11 protein-coding genes are annotated in these 15,208 nt (G+C 67.0%); 5 read left to right on the plus strand and 6 right to left on the minus strand.

The genetic code is table 11. The features are described from left to right. Entirely contained in the window at nt 1-513 is a 513-nt protein-coding gene (locus tag EDF57_RS06690; RefSeq protein ID WP_134093750.1) for a DUF2141 domain-containing protein, read from the plus strand. Between the two features lie 13 nt (nt 514-526). Continuing rightward, nucleotides 527-1,681, plus strand: coding sequence for a glycosyltransferase (locus EDF57_RS06695; protein ID WP_134093562.1), 1,155 nt, complete (start codon nt 527-529; stop codon nt 1,679-1,681). 36 nt (nt 1,682-1,717) lie between these two features. Here EDF57_RS06695 and EDF57_RS06700 read toward each other — a convergent pair whose 3' ends face one another. The 3 genes from EDF57_RS06700 to EDF57_RS06710 are packed head-to-tail and all read right to left on the minus strand — an operon-like array spanning nt 1,718 to nt 7,133. Next, nucleotides 1,718-4,771: an efflux RND transporter permease subunit gene (locus EDF57_RS06700; RefSeq protein WP_134093563.1), complete on the minus strand. Its 3,054-nt coding sequence runs from the start codon at nt 4,769-4,771 to the stop codon at nt 1,718-1,720. Further along, nucleotides 4,768-5,805, minus strand: a complete 1,038-nt coding sequence (locus EDF57_RS06705; protein ID WP_134093564.1) for an efflux RND transporter periplasmic adaptor subunit — start codon at nt 5,803-5,805, stop codon at nt 4,768-4,770. The genes EDF57_RS06700 and EDF57_RS06705 overlap by 4 nt, the downstream gene beginning before the upstream one ends. After that, a complete protein-coding gene (locus EDF57_RS06710; RefSeq protein ID WP_134093565.1) occupies nt 5,802-7,133 on the minus strand; it encodes a TolC family protein in 1,332 nt (443 codons plus the stop codon). The genes EDF57_RS06705 and EDF57_RS06710 overlap by 4 nt, the downstream gene beginning before the upstream one ends. A gap of 161 nt (nt 7,134-7,294) precedes the next feature. Here EDF57_RS06710 and EDF57_RS06715 point away from each other — a divergent pair, with 161 nt between their 5' ends. Together EDF57_RS06715 and EDF57_RS06720 are read left to right on the plus strand one after the other, a co-directional pair. After that, entirely contained in the window at nt 7,295-7,969 is a 675-nt protein-coding gene (locus EDF57_RS06715) for a response regulator transcription factor (RefSeq protein WP_134093566.1), read from the plus strand. Further along, nucleotides 7,959-9,341, plus strand: coding sequence for a HAMP domain-containing sensor histidine kinase (locus EDF57_RS06720; RefSeq protein ID WP_134093567.1), 1,383 nt, complete (start codon nt 7,959-7,961; stop codon nt 9,339-9,341). The genes EDF57_RS06715 and EDF57_RS06720 overlap by 11 nt, the downstream gene beginning before the upstream one ends. An 87-nt stretch (nt 9,342-9,428) precedes the next feature. Here the strand turns inward: EDF57_RS06720 and EDF57_RS06725 are convergent, their stop codons facing one another. Together EDF57_RS06725 and EDF57_RS06730 are read right to left on the minus strand one after the other, a co-directional pair. Beyond that, nucleotides 9,429-11,921: a TonB-dependent receptor gene (locus EDF57_RS06725; RefSeq protein ID WP_243840924.1), complete on the minus strand. Its 2,493-nt coding sequence runs from the start codon at nt 11,919-11,921 to the stop codon at nt 9,429-9,431. A gap of 224 nt (nt 11,922-12,145) precedes the next feature. Then, complete coding sequence (locus tag EDF57_RS06730) at nt 12,146-12,880, minus strand: type IV toxin-antitoxin system AbiEi family antitoxin domain-containing protein (RefSeq protein WP_166675193.1); 735 nt, start codon at nt 12,878-12,880, stop codon at nt 12,146-12,148. 225 nt (nt 12,881-13,105) lie between these two features. Here EDF57_RS06730 and EDF57_RS06735 point away from each other — a divergent pair, with 225 nt between their 5' ends. After that, on the plus strand, nt 13,106-14,473 hold the full coding sequence (locus tag EDF57_RS06735) for a HAMP domain-containing sensor histidine kinase (protein ID WP_134093569.1): 1,368 nt from the start codon (nt 13,106-13,108) through the stop codon (nt 14,471-14,473). Between the two features lie 12 nt (nt 14,474-14,485). Here the strand turns inward: EDF57_RS06735 and EDF57_RS06740 are convergent, their stop codons facing one another. Further along, entirely contained in the window at nt 14,486-15,145 is a 660-nt protein-coding gene (locus EDF57_RS06740; RefSeq protein ID WP_134093570.1) for a response regulator transcription factor, read from the minus strand. Nucleotides 15,146-15,208: the final 63 nt, after the last annotated feature.

Consider the following 15,208-nt stretch of genomic DNA (forward strand, 5'->3'; position numbering starts at 1 on the left):
ATGGGCGCCGCCGTGATCCTGGCAGCACTGACGGCGGCCGCAGCGCCGATGCCTTCCTCGCCGGATCTCGGGAAGAAGGAAGGGCAGTGCCGAGCGGGCGAGCACGGCCCGGCGCTGCTGGTCAGCGTCGCGGGGCTGAAAGACCGCGAGGGGAACCTGAAGCTGGAGGTCTATCCCGCGACTGACGCGGACTTCCTGGCGGATGACAACCTCCTGCTGGCAGCGGGCAAAGTGTTCCGCCGGGTCGAAGTTCCCGTGCCCGGCGCCGGTCCCGTGGAACTGTGCATCCGCCTGCCGGGGCCGGGAACCTATGCCGCTTCCCTGCTTCACGACCGCGACGGCAACCGCAAGTTCGGCTGGAGGGTGGACGGCATCGGCTTCTCGTCCAACCCGAAGCTCGGCTGGAGCAAGCCCAAGGCCGCCAAGGTCGCCTTTGCGGCAGGGGCCGGGCTGACGCGGCTGTCGATCGTGATGAACTACCGCAGCGGCCTGGGTGTCGCGCCTCTCAGGTAAAGGACCGATTTCCTTGAAGATCGTCGACGTTTGCGCTTTCTACAGTCCCCGGGGCGGCGGTGTCCGCACTTATATCGAACAGAAACTGCGGATCGGCCCGCAGCTCGGCCATGAGATCGTCGTGATCGTTCCGGGCGAGACCCGTTCGGTCACCGAGCGCGGCCCCGGCGCACGGATCGTCACCCTGCCTTCACCCCGCTTTCCGCTTGACCGAAAGTACGGCTATTTCGCTGACGAACCGGCGCTGCACGATGCCTTGAGCGCCGAGCATCCCGATGTCGTCGAAGTCTCTTCGCCCTGGCGCAGCCCGGCGATGGTGGCCCGCTGGCGGGGTAGCGCGCGTCGCAGCCTGGTGATGCATGCCGATCCGCTTTCCGCTTATGCCTATCGGTGGTTCGCGCCGGTGCTGTCGCGGCCCTCGATCGATCGCAGCTTCGAACGCTACTGGGAACACCTGCGGTATCTGGGCGGGGCCTTCGACATGACGGTCTGCGCAAACCGGGATCTGGCCCGGCGGCTTGGGGAAGGTGGGGTGGCCGGGGTGCGCGTTCATCCGCTGGGCGTCGAAACCGGCGTATTTTCCCCCGCACACCGCGATTCCGGCCTGCGGGCCAGGCTGCTGAACCTCTGCGGGCTGGGCGCGGATGCTCTCCTGCTGGTGGCGGCGGGGCGCCTGGCCCCCGAAAAGCGCTGGCCGATGGTGATAAACGCCGTCGCCGCCGCCAGCCTGCACCGGCCCGTGGGCCTGGTCCTGCTGGGAGAAGGGCGCGAGAAGCGCGCGATCCGGGCGGCCATCGGCGGCAATCCGCACATCCGCCTGTTCGAGCCCGAGCGCGACCGTACCGCTTTCGCCGCTATCCTGGCGAGCGCCGATGCCGTGGTCCATGGCTGCGAGGCCGAAACCTTCTGCATGGTCGCGGCGGAAGCCAGGGCCAGCGGCACCTTCGTGATCGTTCCCGATGCCGGGGGCGCCGCCGACCACGCGCGCGGCGGCGCCGGACTGACGTACAAGGCGGGCAACATGTTCTCGCTCACCAACGCGATCCGGACTGTCGGCGCGGGGGCCGTCCATCGCCGGAACGCAGGCGATGTCGTGAGCAACGTGGAGCATTTCGAGCGTCTTTTCGCCGACTACGGCCACATGGTTCGCCGTTCGCGGGTAGCCTGAACGCCGGTTACGCAGTCCTCCCGATCCGTGTCGGGATCAGTCCCGCCGGGGAAGCGTGAGCCGGACCAGCACGGGCATCGCCAGCAGGACCAGCGGATACTGGAGCAGCAGGCCGGCGATGATCGCGATCGCCAGCGGCTGCTGGATGCCGGACCCTTGCCCGATCGCGAAAGCGAGCGGCAGCAGGGTGAGGATCGCGGCCAGCGTGGTCATGGTGATCGGGCGCAGGCGGTTGCGGCTGGCCTCCCGCGCCGCCTGTGCGGGCGGCATGCGGCGCGACAGTTCCTCGAACTCCGAGACGTAGAAGATCGCCATCTCCGTGCCGATGCCGATGATCATCGTCATGCCCATCAGCGCCGTGATGTTGAGGTCCACGCCTGCCAGCCACAAGGCGGTGAACACCGCCGTGGTGGAGAGCAGCGAGCAGCCGATGATGATGACGGGAAGCCAGAACCGGCGGTAGAGGACCAGCAGCAGCACCAGTTCCGCCACCAGCGCGGCGGCGAAGACCTTGATGAGGCCGGAGAAGGCGATCTGCTGCTGCTGGTAGAGACCGCCAAGCTCATAGCGCACGCCGGGGCTCAGGGTGCCGGGCCTGTCGAGCGCGGCCTGGACATCGCCCACGGCCGCGCCGATGCCCCGGCCCTGGATGCGGCCGGTGACGGCGATCATCGGTTCGAGGTTCTCGCGCCCGATCTGCGGCTGTCCGGTGACCGGCTGGATCGTCGCCACCCGCGCGAGCGGGAAGATGTGGCCGTCGGTAGCGCGGATCGGCAGCTGGGCGAGGCCGGTCTCGCTGATCGTCGTCGCATCCGGCAGGCGCACCCGCACGTCCACGGCCTTGTTCGGCTGTGCCAGAGTCGTCGCCACGGTGCCGGTCAGCGCGGTGGAGAGCTGCGTTTCCACATCGGCGGGGGCCACGCCCTCGATACCGGCACGAACCGGATCGACGTGGACGTCGAGCGCATCGCCGGCAAGCTGCACGCCGTCGTTCACTTCCACGACGCCGGAAACCTTGCCCACCAGAGCCGCGACTTTCTGGGCTTCGGCTTCCAGGATCGTCGGGTCGGAAGCATAGAGCTTCACTTCGATCGGCTGCGGCACGGCGGTCAGATCGCCGATCAGGTCCTCGACCAATTGCGCGACCTCGATCTGCACGCCGGGCACCTTGCGCGCGATATCGTCGGCAACGGCGGCGGCGATCTCTTCTGTCGGCCGGCTGTGATCGGGTTTGAGGCGCACGAAGTAATCGCCGTGGTAGCTCTGGCCGAGGTCGCCGCCCAGGCCGGTGCCGAGACGCCGGGAGAACGTGAGGACTTCGGGATTGGCATGCAGCATCGCGTCGATCTGGCCGATCTGGCGGCCGCTTTCGTCGAGCGAAGTCCCGGCGGCGGTGTAATAGTCCATGACGAAGCCGCCTTCGTCGACCTTGGGCATGAAGCCGGTGGGAACGTTGGAATATCCGATGTAGCCGATGGCGAGCAAGGGCACGGCGATTGCCGCGAGCAGCCACGGGCGGGCGGTCAGGCGGTCCAGCGTGCGGTCGTGGACGCGGGCGACGGTGCCTTCGCCCGGCCCGTCCGGGTGACTTTCACCGGGGTCGCGCCAGGTGTCGAAGTCGACCAGTCGGCGCACCAGGATCGGCACCACGAACGCGGTCATGGCCCAGGAGATCGCCAGCGCCGCGGCCATCGTCACCGAAAGGGCCTTGGAGAAGGCGCCGGTCACGCCGGTCAGGAAGGACAGTGGCAGGAAGACGATCAGGGTGGCCATGCTCGATCCGGTGAGCGGCGCCAGGAATTCGCGCGCGGCGGGCGTCACAGCCAGGTTCCCCGCGGGTTTTCCGTCCGGGCCGGTAGCCCCGGCACGGCGGGCGATGTGCTCGACCATGACGATGACGTCGTCGATCAGCAGGCCCACGGCGGCCGCGATGCCGCCCAGGGTCATGATGTTGAAGCTCATGCCGAGCATGCTCAGCACCAGCACGGTGGCGGCGAGCGTCGCCGGAACGACGATGACGGCAACCAGCGTCACGCGCCAGCTGCGCAGGAACCACAGCAGTACCAGCCCTGCCAGCACCAGGCCGATCAGCACCGCATCGCGGACGCTGGAGACCGACTGCGTGACGAGCTGGCTCTGGTCGTACCAGTTCACCAGCTTCACGCCCGGCGGCAGCTTGAGGCCCGCAAGCTTCTGTTCGACCTGCTGCGCGATCCTGACCGCGTTGCCGTCGGGCTGCTCGTAGATGTTGAAGAGCACGGCGGGCCGGCCGTCCTCGACGATGCGCTGCCACACCGGAACGGCGCCCTCCTGCACGGTCGCCACGTCGCGGACGCGCACCACGCCCGCACTCGCCGCCTTGACGACGATGTCGCCCACTTGCGCCGCGCTGGCGACGCTGCGATCGGCGATGACGAGCGACAGTCGCCCCCGATCCTGCACCTGACCCACCGCGCTCAGCACGTTGCCGTTGCGGATCGCTGCGGCAAGATCCGTCATCGACAGGCCGTAGCCGGCCAGGCGGTGCGCATCGGCGAGGACCTGCACTTCCGAGGTGTCGCCGCCCTGCACGCCGATGCGCGCGAGACCGGTGATCGAAGAGAGCAGCGGCGTGATCTGATACCGGGCAAAGTCCTGCAGGGCTGCCGGGTCCGCGCTGTCGGACACCAGCGCGTAGGAGATGATGGGGAATACCGTGGGATCCATCCGCCGCACGTCGTACTGCGTGCCGGAAGGAAGCGAGGGAAGGGTGCGGCCCACCGCCGTGTCGACCAGCAGGGTGCTGGCGATCATGTCGCGGCCCCAGCCGAAATCGACCGAGATCTGCGCCGAGCCGCGGCTCGTTTCCGAGCGCACGTTCTGCACGCCGGGGATGGCGCGGATGGCTTCTTCGACCGGACGCGTGACGGTCAGGGCGGTCTGGTCTGCCGGGCGGCTTCCGGAATCGAGGTCGACGACCACGCGGGGGAACGAGACTTGCGGAAACAGCCCGATCGACAGCGACAGGGCCGCAACGATCCCGGCAAGCGCCATCGCCAGCGCGACGAGGATGATGGCGCGCGACTGGGTGCGCAGCAGTTTCTCGATCATCGGTTGTTCCGGCGCACGGCGTCGCCATCGCTGATCTGGTAGGCGCCCTCGACGATCACGGGCTTGCCGCTATCGAGCGCGCCCTGGACCACGTCGCCTTCATCGGACGCGAGCGTGATCTGCACCGGCACCGCCTTGGCCTTGCCGCCCGCGATCTGGAAAACACGCGCGGGCCCGCCCGCCGTGACGACTGCCTTGTGCGGCACGACCCAGCCATGGACTGCGCCGGTCTCTATCGCGACCTGCATGGACTCGCCGGGCAGCAGACTGCCAGCGGGAAAGCCGAGGTCGACATCGACGAGCCGGCTTACCGGGTTCAGCGCGCTGTCTACGCGGACGACCTTGCCGCGCACCGGACCTCCGCCCGAGAGGCGCCTGAGACTGGCGGCCTGCCCTGCCGCGATGCCTGCGCGCTGGGCCGGGTCCACGCCGACGGTGACGACGATGTCGCCCGCTTTAGCGAGGGTGAGGATCGCCGCACCTGCCTGGGTGCGATCGCCCTGGGTAACGGCGACGGCGGTGACGATGCCGTCGAACGGCGAGACCACCGCATGGATGGGCTTGCCCGCACCGTCCGCCTGCAATGCTGCCAGCGCGGTCTGCGCGTCGGTGACGGCCTTGGTCGCCTGGGTCAGCTGGTCCTGCGTCGCGAGCTGCTGCGACAGGAGCTGCGCGGTGGAAGCCTCCTGCTTGCGCGCGGCGGCGAGCGCGCTGGCCGCCTGGAGATAGCTGCTGCGCGATGCCGGCGCGGTGACGAAAGTCGCGAGGTTCTGCCCCGCGCGCACCGCCATGCCCGGAGCCACGGCCAGCGCGGTCACCTGTCCCGGCTGTGCTTCGCTCAAGGTCACGGTGCCATCAAGCGCGGGGCTGACGGTACCGTAAGCCACGACGGTTGCGGGCAGAGCGCCCTGCCGGGCAGCCACGACGCTCACGAGCGCACTTGCCGCGGGCTGGGAACTGGAATCGGGGTTGGTCGCGGTTGAACCGCAACCGGCCAGGAGCGCCGCAAAAGGCCATGCGAGCAGGGCCCTCATCGGGCACCTGCCGGGGCGTCCTGCAAGGGGGCAAGCCCCGGCAATCCGGATCCGACGAGCGTCTGGATCGCGATCTGGCGATCGAGCAGGCCCAGCTCCAGCGTCATGATTTCCTGTTCCTTGGCAAAGCGGTTCGTGACGAGATCGAGATAGCTGCGCTCGTCGAGGTTGGAGGCGCCGAACGCGGCCTGCGCGCGGTCCGCGGAAAGGCGGACGGCGGGCAGATCGCGCCGTGCCCTCGCCAGTTGGGCGCAGAGCTGCTCGTACTGGCGAAGCAGGGCGCTCAGGGTGCCGACGGCTGCGGCCAGCCGGGCGTCGTAGTCTGCGTGCAATTGCTCCCGCGTCGCCCCGGCGACGGCGATGGCGCCCTGGCCGCGGTCGAAGAACGGCAGGCCGATCTGGATGTCGGGACCGCCATTGATGACTTTGGCGTTGTCGCTGGACAGGCTGCCGCCAAGGATGAGGTCGGGGAACTGGGACTGGATGGCCTGGCGCACTTGCTCGTCCGCAGCGGCATAGCCCATGCGCAGCGCCGCGAGATCCGGCCGCCGGTCGGGCAGAGTGGCGATCTGGCCGCGCACTTCCTCCGGATCGAAAGGCGGCAGGTCGGGCTGCCGGGCGAGCGGCACGATCACGTCGGGCGCGAGGCCGAGCAGCGCGTCGAGCTGGTGCATGAGGGCAAGTTGCTGCTGGTCGAGCGCATCGAGGGCAGACCGCGCCGCTTGCAGCGCGACGCGGTCCGGCGCGACCGTGAGCAAGGTGACGCGGTGCGCGGCCAGCGCACCTTCCAGCTTCGCGCCGCGGTCGGCAAGGAGCTGGTACGCGGCCAGGTAGCTCTGCCGGCTGCGCGCGCCGACGATGAGGTCGGTGGCGATCTGCCGCGCCTGCCCGGCGACCTGCCACTCCTGCCAGACCACGCCGGCATCGACCTGCCGCTCGCTGGCGAGCGCGGCGCGTTTGCGCGACTTGTAAGTGAGGATGCTCTTGATGTCCTGCGCAATGCCCAGGTTCCAGGCCGGGACGCTGCCCGCGCCCGAGAGCAGCGGCAAGAGGGCGCCGCTCAGCGAAGGGTTGGCGAGAAGGCCTGCCTGCGTGGTCTGTCCGCCAGCGATGCCGCGCTGGAGCCGCAGCGCCTTGAGATCGGGATTATGAGCGAGCGCCAGCGTCACCACCTGCTCCACGGAAAGCGGTGCCTGCTGGTCTGCGGTGTCGAGAGTCGCGGCGAGGGGGGCGGCCGTCGAGAGCGGCAAGGGCGTATAATGCGCGCAGCCCGAGAGAGCGACGGCGAGCGAGATAGCCGCAAAATGACGGGAACGGTTTCTTGCCATGCCTGGAGGCTGTCTTTCCAAGATCGCAGGGAGGGCCGGCAGATCTGTTCCGCCGGGTCCCGATCCGAGGACGATAGGCGCGGCAACCTTCGCCGAAGATGATCCGAACATTGATTTTTGCCAACTTGCGGACGCAGCGGATGTCGAGGCAAAAGGGCTTGATGAAGATCCTGCTGCTTGAGGATGACGAGGCCACCAGAACGCATCTCGAACGCGTGCTGGGTGCGGCCGGGCATGTGGTGGATACGTGCACCAGCGGCCAGGACGCGATCTTCCTGGCTTCCACCGGCGACCACGGCGTGCTCATCCTGGACCGGATGGTGCCGGGGCTGGACGGTCTGGGAGCGCTGAAGGCCCTTCGCGCCATGGGTGTGCGGACGCCGGCGCTGTTCCTGACGGCGATGAACGGCGTGGAGGACCGGGTGGAGGGCCTTGAAGGCGGCGCGGACGACTATCTGGCCAAGCCCTTCGCCGCCAGCGAGCTGCTGGCGCGGGTCAATGCTCTCGCCCGGCGGCCGCCTATCGTCGAGACGCAGACCGTACTGACCATCGAGGATCTGCAGCTGGACCGCATCAGGCGCACCGTGACGCGCGGGGGCATGCGTATCGATATGCAGGCGCAGGAACTGAAGCTGCTGGAATATCTGATGCTTCACGCCGGAGAAGTCGTGACCCGCACGATGCTTCTCGAAAACGTCTGGTCGTTCCATTTCGACCCCAGGACCAATGTCATCGAAAGCCACATGAGTCGGCTGCGGGGCAAAGTCGATCGCGGGTTCGGCAAGGAGTTGATCCAGACGGTGCGCGGGGCGGGATACCGTATCGATGGCGGGTGACACCGCGCGATCGGGGGCCACACGCAGCGCCGCGTTCCGCTTCGCCCTGCTGCTGGCAGCCGTCTTCGCCATCGGCTCGGCGGCTTTGCTGGTGATCGTGCAGCAGCAGATCGGCCGATACGCGGTAGAGGCGACGAACGGTGGGATCGGCGCGGAGATGACCGTGCTGAAAGGCGAATATCTCCAGCTCGGCCGATCGGGACTGACCGATGCGATGGCGCGCCACGCCGGTGTCCGGCCCGAGGCGCCCTATCGCTATCTGCTGCTGGGCGCCGATGGTCGCCGGCTGTTCGGCGACCTTCCCATGTCTGCCGCGCGCAAGGGCTGGGGCATGGTGGAAGTGACCGAGCCGGCGCCCGGCGGCCGGGGGCTCCGAAAGGAGAGCATGACGACGCTGGGCGCGCCGCTGTCCGATGGACTGACGCTGATCGTGGCGAGCGACAATTACGACGTGCAGATGCTGCGCCGGCGGCTGGGCCGCTTCACCTTCCTCAGCGGGCTGGGCATCACGCTGTTCGCCCTGCTGGGCGGGTACCTGACCGGGCGGTTGTTTCTGCGGCGTCTCGCCCGGGTGAACCGCGCGGTGGATCGGATCATCGAAGGCGATCGTGCCGAGCGCCTGCCGATGATCGGCCTGGCTCCCGAATTCGACGAACTGACGCACAACCTCAATCGCATGCTGGAGCGCAACGCCGCCGCCATGGAGGCGCTGCGGCAGGTCTCCACCGACATCGCGCACGACTTGCGCACACCCCTCAGCCGCCTGCACCAGCGCCTCGAACAGATGCAGGACAGTCCCGCGGTCGAACCGGCGATGATCGACGATGCGCTCGCCCAGACGAGCGGCATTCTCGCGACGTTTCAGGCGCTGCTGCGGATCGGGTCGTTGGAAGGAGGGGTGGGGCGCAGGCGCTTTGCCCAAGTCGACCTCAGCGAGTTGATGGACCGTATCCACCAGGCCTATGCGCCGGTCGCGGAAGATGCGGGCCAGACCTTTCACGCGGACCATGCGCCCGGCGTGATGGTGGAGGGCGACAGCGAGCTGCTCGCGCAGCTTTTCACCAACCTGATCGAGAACGCGATCGTCCATGCCGGTGCCGGATCGATCATCCGATCGCGCGTGGCGATCGTCGATGGACGCGCCGTGGCCGCGATCAGCGACAATGGCGCCGGGATTCCAGCGGAGGAGCGGGAAAACGTCTTTCGCCGTTTCTACAGGCTCGATGCCAGCCGGCACACACCGGGATCGGGACTGGGCCTCGCGCTGGTTTCCGCGATTGCGGGATTGCACGGGGCGGACCACGCCATTCCCGACACGGACATCGGCCTCACCGTGCGGATCGCATTCCGGAAAACACCCACGGAAAGCTAGGCCAGCGCCGCGCGGCCGCCTCGCCTGACAGCACATCGGCCTGCTTTCGGTTGAAAGCAGGCCGATGCCGTGACGATGACGGTGAGGTCAGTACTTCACGTTGAGCGTCAGGATGGCCGTGCGACCGGCTGCCTGGCTGGCGTAATGCGCGGTATAGGCCTTGTCGTAATAGAGCTTGTTGAAGACATTCTGCACGTTGACCTGGACCTGCGCCATCTCGTTGATCTTGAACGAGGCATTGGCATCGAAGCGCCAGTAGCTGGGGACCATGCGGGCCAGCGTGCGCGGCAGGACGAGCTGGCCATTGGTGATGGTGCGCGCGCCGACTTCCTGGATGCCGCCATAGACCTTGCTCATATAGATGGCGCCGCCGCCTACGGTGAACTGCGAGGTCAGGTTGTAGTTGGTGAAGGCGGTGAAGCTGTGCTTCGGCGTGTTCGGGAACGGCGTGCCGGTGTTGACCGAGGGCCCGAAGATCGTGACGCTCTGGCCGGTGACGGTGTCGATGGCCGTCGTGGTGGTGATACCGCCGTCGACGATCTTCGCGTCCATGTAGGTATAGCCGCCGAAGACGTTCCACTGCGGCGTGATGTTGCCGTTGAAGCCGAATTCGATGCCGCGGATGCGGCGATCGCCGATGAACGCCACGGTGCCGTTTTCACCGGTGGTGCGGGCATTCTTGGTGCGGGTCTGGAAGGCGGCCAAGGTCAGCGCCAGGGTGTCATCGAAGAGATTCCACTTGGTGCCGACTTCGTAGGACTTGGTCTTTTCCACCTTGAGGGCATTCGTCAGATCCTGCGCGGTCGTGTTCAGCGCATTGCCTTCGCTGCCTTGCGCCAGGAACGAGCCGGGAGGCGTCGCCGAGCTGGAGGTGGAGATGTAGATGCTGCTGTCGGCCGTCGGCTTGAAGACGAGGCCCGCCTGGTAGTTCCACAAGTCGTCAGTGCGGCTCACCCAGGTGCGGTTGGCCGTGGACGTCGCGGTCAGGCCGGGGCTGACTTCGGTCTTGTAGTGGTCGTAGCGGCCGCCCAGGTTCAGCAGGAGGTTGTCGGCGATCGTGATCGTGTCGAACAGCGAGGCGCCCCAGCTGTCGACGCGCGAGAGCGTCCAGGTCTTGGGCAGGCTGCGCTCGATCGTCGCCAGCGCCGAGGACGTGTCGCTGGCGTAGCTGACCCAGGGATCGCTCGGGTTCGGATTGTCGACCGAGGTGCAGTTATAGCGCGCCAGCATGTCGGTGTTGCAGCGCGGGCTCTGCGTCGATCCGGTGGCGATTGCGGCGCCGGTCGCGGCATTGGAGACGTATGTGCCGTTCGCGGCCTTCTCGCGCGCCCATTCGAAGCTGGCGGCGAACGTGTTCTTGAGGCCGAAGGGGGTGACTTCGCCGAACAGGTCGGTCTGGTTGATCAGGCCTTCCGAGTAGCTGTAGCGGGTATTGGCGCGGCGCCATACCTGGCCGCCGGGCGCGGTGATCCTGCCCGTTGCGGCATTGCGAACGCCGTAGACGTTACCCTGCTGGTCATCAGGCTGGGTCCAGACATAGCGCTGGTCGCTGCGGCCATAGCGCGAGGTGTTGCGCAGGGTGATGCCGTTGTCGAATTCGTGCTGCGCGCGGACCGTGAAGTTGTCGACATTGGTCTTGCGGAAGTCGCGGTCCTCCAGTCCGTAGAAAGCACCGCGCGGACGGTCGACGTCGACGCCGCTGATCGTGGTGTAGCGGTCTGCCGGGCCGGTTTCGGTGATGCCCGCCGGGACGTTGGCCGAAGTATAGAGGTAGGGAATGCCCGAATCCGGCAGTTCGTCGGTTTCGAGGTGATAGTAGCTGACCGTCAGGCTGGTCGGACCGTTCAGGCCGAGCTTGATCGACGGTGCCACGCCCCAGCGCTTGGACCAGATCGCATCGCGTCCGGCCACGTCCTGATCGTGCCACATCGCCGCGACGCGCAGGCCGACGAAGTCGTTAAGCGGCTGGTTCACGTCGAGCGTGGCGCGCTTGTATTCGTCGGTGCCCAGGCTGCCGCTCGCCGCGATGAAGCGGTCGCCGGTGGGGAGCTTCGAGACCAGGTTGAGGCTGCCGCCGGCACTGCCCCGGCCGCCCATCGAGCTGTCCGAGCCCTTGACGACTTCGATCTGCTCCACCGCGAAGACTTCACGGCTTTGGGCGCCCACGTCGCGCACGCCATCCAGATACGTGCTGGTCTGGCTGTCGAAGCCGCGGATGAAGGGACGGTCGCCGAGCGGGTTGCCGCCTTCGCCGGCGCCCAGCGTGATGCCGGGAACGGTCCGCAGCGCTTCGGTCAGGGAAGCCGAACCGGTGTCCTTGATCACTTGCGCCGGAATGACGGTGATGGAGCGCGGCGTATCGACGAGCGGCGCCGTGTACTTAGGCGAATCGACCTTGTCGGTCTTGTAGCTTTCCTCGTCGATAGCGGTGTCGCTGACGGTGACGCCGCCCAGTCGCGGCGAAGCGGTCTGGCCTTCTTCCTGTGCGATTGCCGGTGTTGCTGGCAGGCCCAGGCAGCTCATCGCCAGATAGGCGGGCGCGACGGCGGCGGACTTGGATCGTAGGCGTGAAAGAGACACGAAAACCCCCTGATGTTGCTATTGCATGTCAACTGGAGGCGCTAATGAGAATGATTTGCGATTCTGGCAAGGATGAATTTTCACGAATTGTAATTATCGTGAAGTAATTAGTTCTACATTCCAAAATAAACAACGAGAAAATCGCCGAATGACGGATGTCATCGGCGTTTATGTAGGGATGATATTGTTGATTAAGGCTTGATGTGCCTAATCTATATTATTTTTCAGCTTTGATCGTTGCTCCTGTCCAGCCTTTTCGGGAAGCGGTAGATGCCGTGGCCGGTTCGCTCGACCCAACCGTCCTTGTGCAGCGTGCTGAGATATTGATGCGTGATGCCCGCCGCCAGGAACTGGGCGGTGGAGGCGGTGGGATGGCGGCGCACGATCTCCAGGGCCCTTGCGCGAAGCGAGCCGGGCGGCGGTTCGGACTTGCCGTCCCATAGCTTGCCGCGCCGGCGGAAGGGTTTGTCGTGAGCGGCAGGGCCTGAGCGCGGCTTGCCGATATATTCGATCCGCAGCGCGGGATTTTGCGAGCTATCGCGCTCCAGCAGCATGGCGCGCGCAGGAAGGCGGCGGACATCGCTTGCCAGCGCGACCGCACAGGCCTTCATCGCCCGCTGCAAGGCATTGGCGAGATGCCAGTTGCCCGACAGCGACGGCCGTTGCAGCGCCGCGATGCGGTGAATGATAGTGTTCTCGTCGCGGCTGATGAAAGGCGCGCCCGATGGAAATACCACGATGTCGTTGGCTTTCGCTTCGCGCGCCAGCCATTCGAAGCTGTCGAGTATGGCGCCCGGGAGGTTCGCCAGAATCCGGCTGTCCACCGGGGCCGCTTTCTGCGGATGGAACAGGCGGCGCAATATCGTCACCAGGCGGCGCTCGCGAAATGCCAGCGATCCCAGAGATACCAATGCACTGGCGGCGGCCTGGTCGGCTACTTCGGCCGGAACATCTTCCAACGCCGGGGCATCGACGGAACTCCTGGACAGGAGCCGCGGCCGTACATTGTAACGAAGCATTCGCATCGCGCGGGTCTATCGCAGGGCGTCCAGACCGAACGTGAACTGAACCGTTCATGTTCGGTTTAAGGTGCGCGCCACCCTGCGGGGGCTTCGGCCCGGATCCCTTTGACAAGAGCCGCCGCGCGTCGCAATCGACCCGGGTCTCTTACGGAAAAGTTCCTCATGTCGATCCCTTACCGATGGCTCTCGATGCCATCTTCGCTGGCCAGGTTGTCCATCCGGTCCAGGCTGCTTCTGATCGGGACGGTCCTGACCATCGCCGCCCTGATCGCGGCCAGCCTCTCGGTCGAGACGGTGCTCGACACATATGTCCGCCGCAGCCTCAACCAGAGCCTGGACGGCCAGATCGGGCTGCTGTCCCGCAGCGTGCGGCCGGACGGTTCGGTGGACCGGGACATGCTGGTGGAGATCGGGCCGTTCACGCAGTATCGGCGCGGATGGGCCTGGCGGATCGAGACCCCGCGCGAGGTGGTAAGCTCCACGGAACAGATCGGCGCGCTGGACTTCCGGGAAGAGGGGCCGCGCGGGCGGGAAGGGCATTTCCGCGCACCGCCGGAACTGCTGCGCACCGGGCGCTCCGGCGATCTCTACGTTCGCCTGCTGGAGAAGCAGACCCCCGGCGGCCCCGTCCGGATCGTCGCGACGGCGCCTCATGCCGTCTACGAGCGGCTGCGCCTCGCGGCCGTGCGCCCGGTCCTGCTCGTCCTCGGCGGTCTGAGCGTCATCCTGCTGGCAACGTCGATCTTCCAGTTGCAGGTCGGCCTGCTGCCGCTCGGCCGCCTGAAGCGCTCCTTCGAGCACGTGCGCAGCGGCCGGATCGCGCGCCTGCCGGCAGATCAGCCCGCCGAATTGCGCCCGCTCGTGCAGGAGGCGAACAATCTGCTGGACGAGAACGAAGCCTCGCTGGCCCGGGCGCGTTCACACGTCGCGAACCTGGCGCATAGTCTGAAGACGCCGCTGGCCACGCTCAGCATCAAGCTGAGGGATCCAGCGCGCGATCCGGACGGGGAGCTTCTGGAACTGGCCGGCCAGATCGACCGCGCCATAAGGCACCATCTCGGCCGCGCCCGTGCTGCCTCCCCCGGCGCGCCGGGGCGGCCATCCCTGCTGCTTGCCCCTGCCGTGGCCGACATCGTGGATGCCCTCCAGCGGATATATGTGGAGCGCGGCATCGCATTCGCGCCGGTCATTCCCCCGGACATGCTGGTGAAATGCGATCCCCAGGATCTGAGCGAAATGCTGGGCAACCTGCTGGACAACGCCGCGAAGTGGGGCCGGACCACCGTGCGCATCGCCGCGACCGAGCAGGAAAGGGCGATTGCCATCGCCGTGGAAGACGATGGTCCGGGACTGAGCGGCGCGGCACTGAAGCAGGCGCTGCTTCCCGGCCAAAGGCTGGACGAGCGGGGCGACGGCCATGGCTTCGGCCTGTCCATCACCCGCGAACTCGCGGAACTCCACGGGGGTGCGCTGGGATTGACGCGATCGACGATGGGCGGGCTCTGCGCGGTGCTCACCCTGCCGCGCTGAGAGGCGTCATGGTCAGCCCGGCCTCAGGCGATAGCCACGGCCGCGCACGGTCTCGATCATATCCGCGCCGATCTTGCGCCGCAGCCGGCCGATGATCACGTCCAGCGAATTGGAATCGGAGTCCACGTCGTACTCGTAGGCCCGCTCCAGCAGCTCGCGGCGGTCCACCACCACGCCCTTGCGCAGCACGAGCGCAGAGAGGACGCGCCATTCGAACGCCGTGACGCGCAGCGCTATGCCGTCGAGTTCGAAGTGGCCCAGCTGCGCGTCGTAGGCGAGCCGTCCGCAGACCAGCCGCGTTGCCGCATGGCCGTTGGCGCGGCGGATCAGCGCGCGCAGGCGCATCGTCAGTTCCTGGGGCAGGAACGGCTTGGTCATGTAGTCGTCCGCCCCGGCGCGGAAACCCGCCACTTTGTCGGCCCAGGAATCCCGCGCGGTCAGGATCAGGACGGGCAGCGTCAGGCCCTTGTCGCGGCAGTCCTGCAGCAGGGAGATGCCGTCCATCCGCGCCAGGCCCAGATCGAGTACGAGCGCATCGTACCCTTCCGTCGTGGCCAGGTGCAGGCCTTCCTCGCCGTTGTCCGCAAGGTCGACGGCAAAGTTTTCGCTCCGCAGCGTGCGCGCCACTTCAGCCGCGAGGGCGTGATCGTCTTCCACGACAAGAATACGCATCGTCTGTTCGCTTCAATTCCCTTTGCAGCGCCCTTTCAGGGGCGACGTTCGCCGTAAGTCTGC

The organism is Novosphingobium sp. PhB55, assembly GCF_004368805.1.
Lineage (GTDB): Bacteria > Pseudomonadota > Alphaproteobacteria > Sphingomonadales > Sphingomonadaceae > Novosphingobium.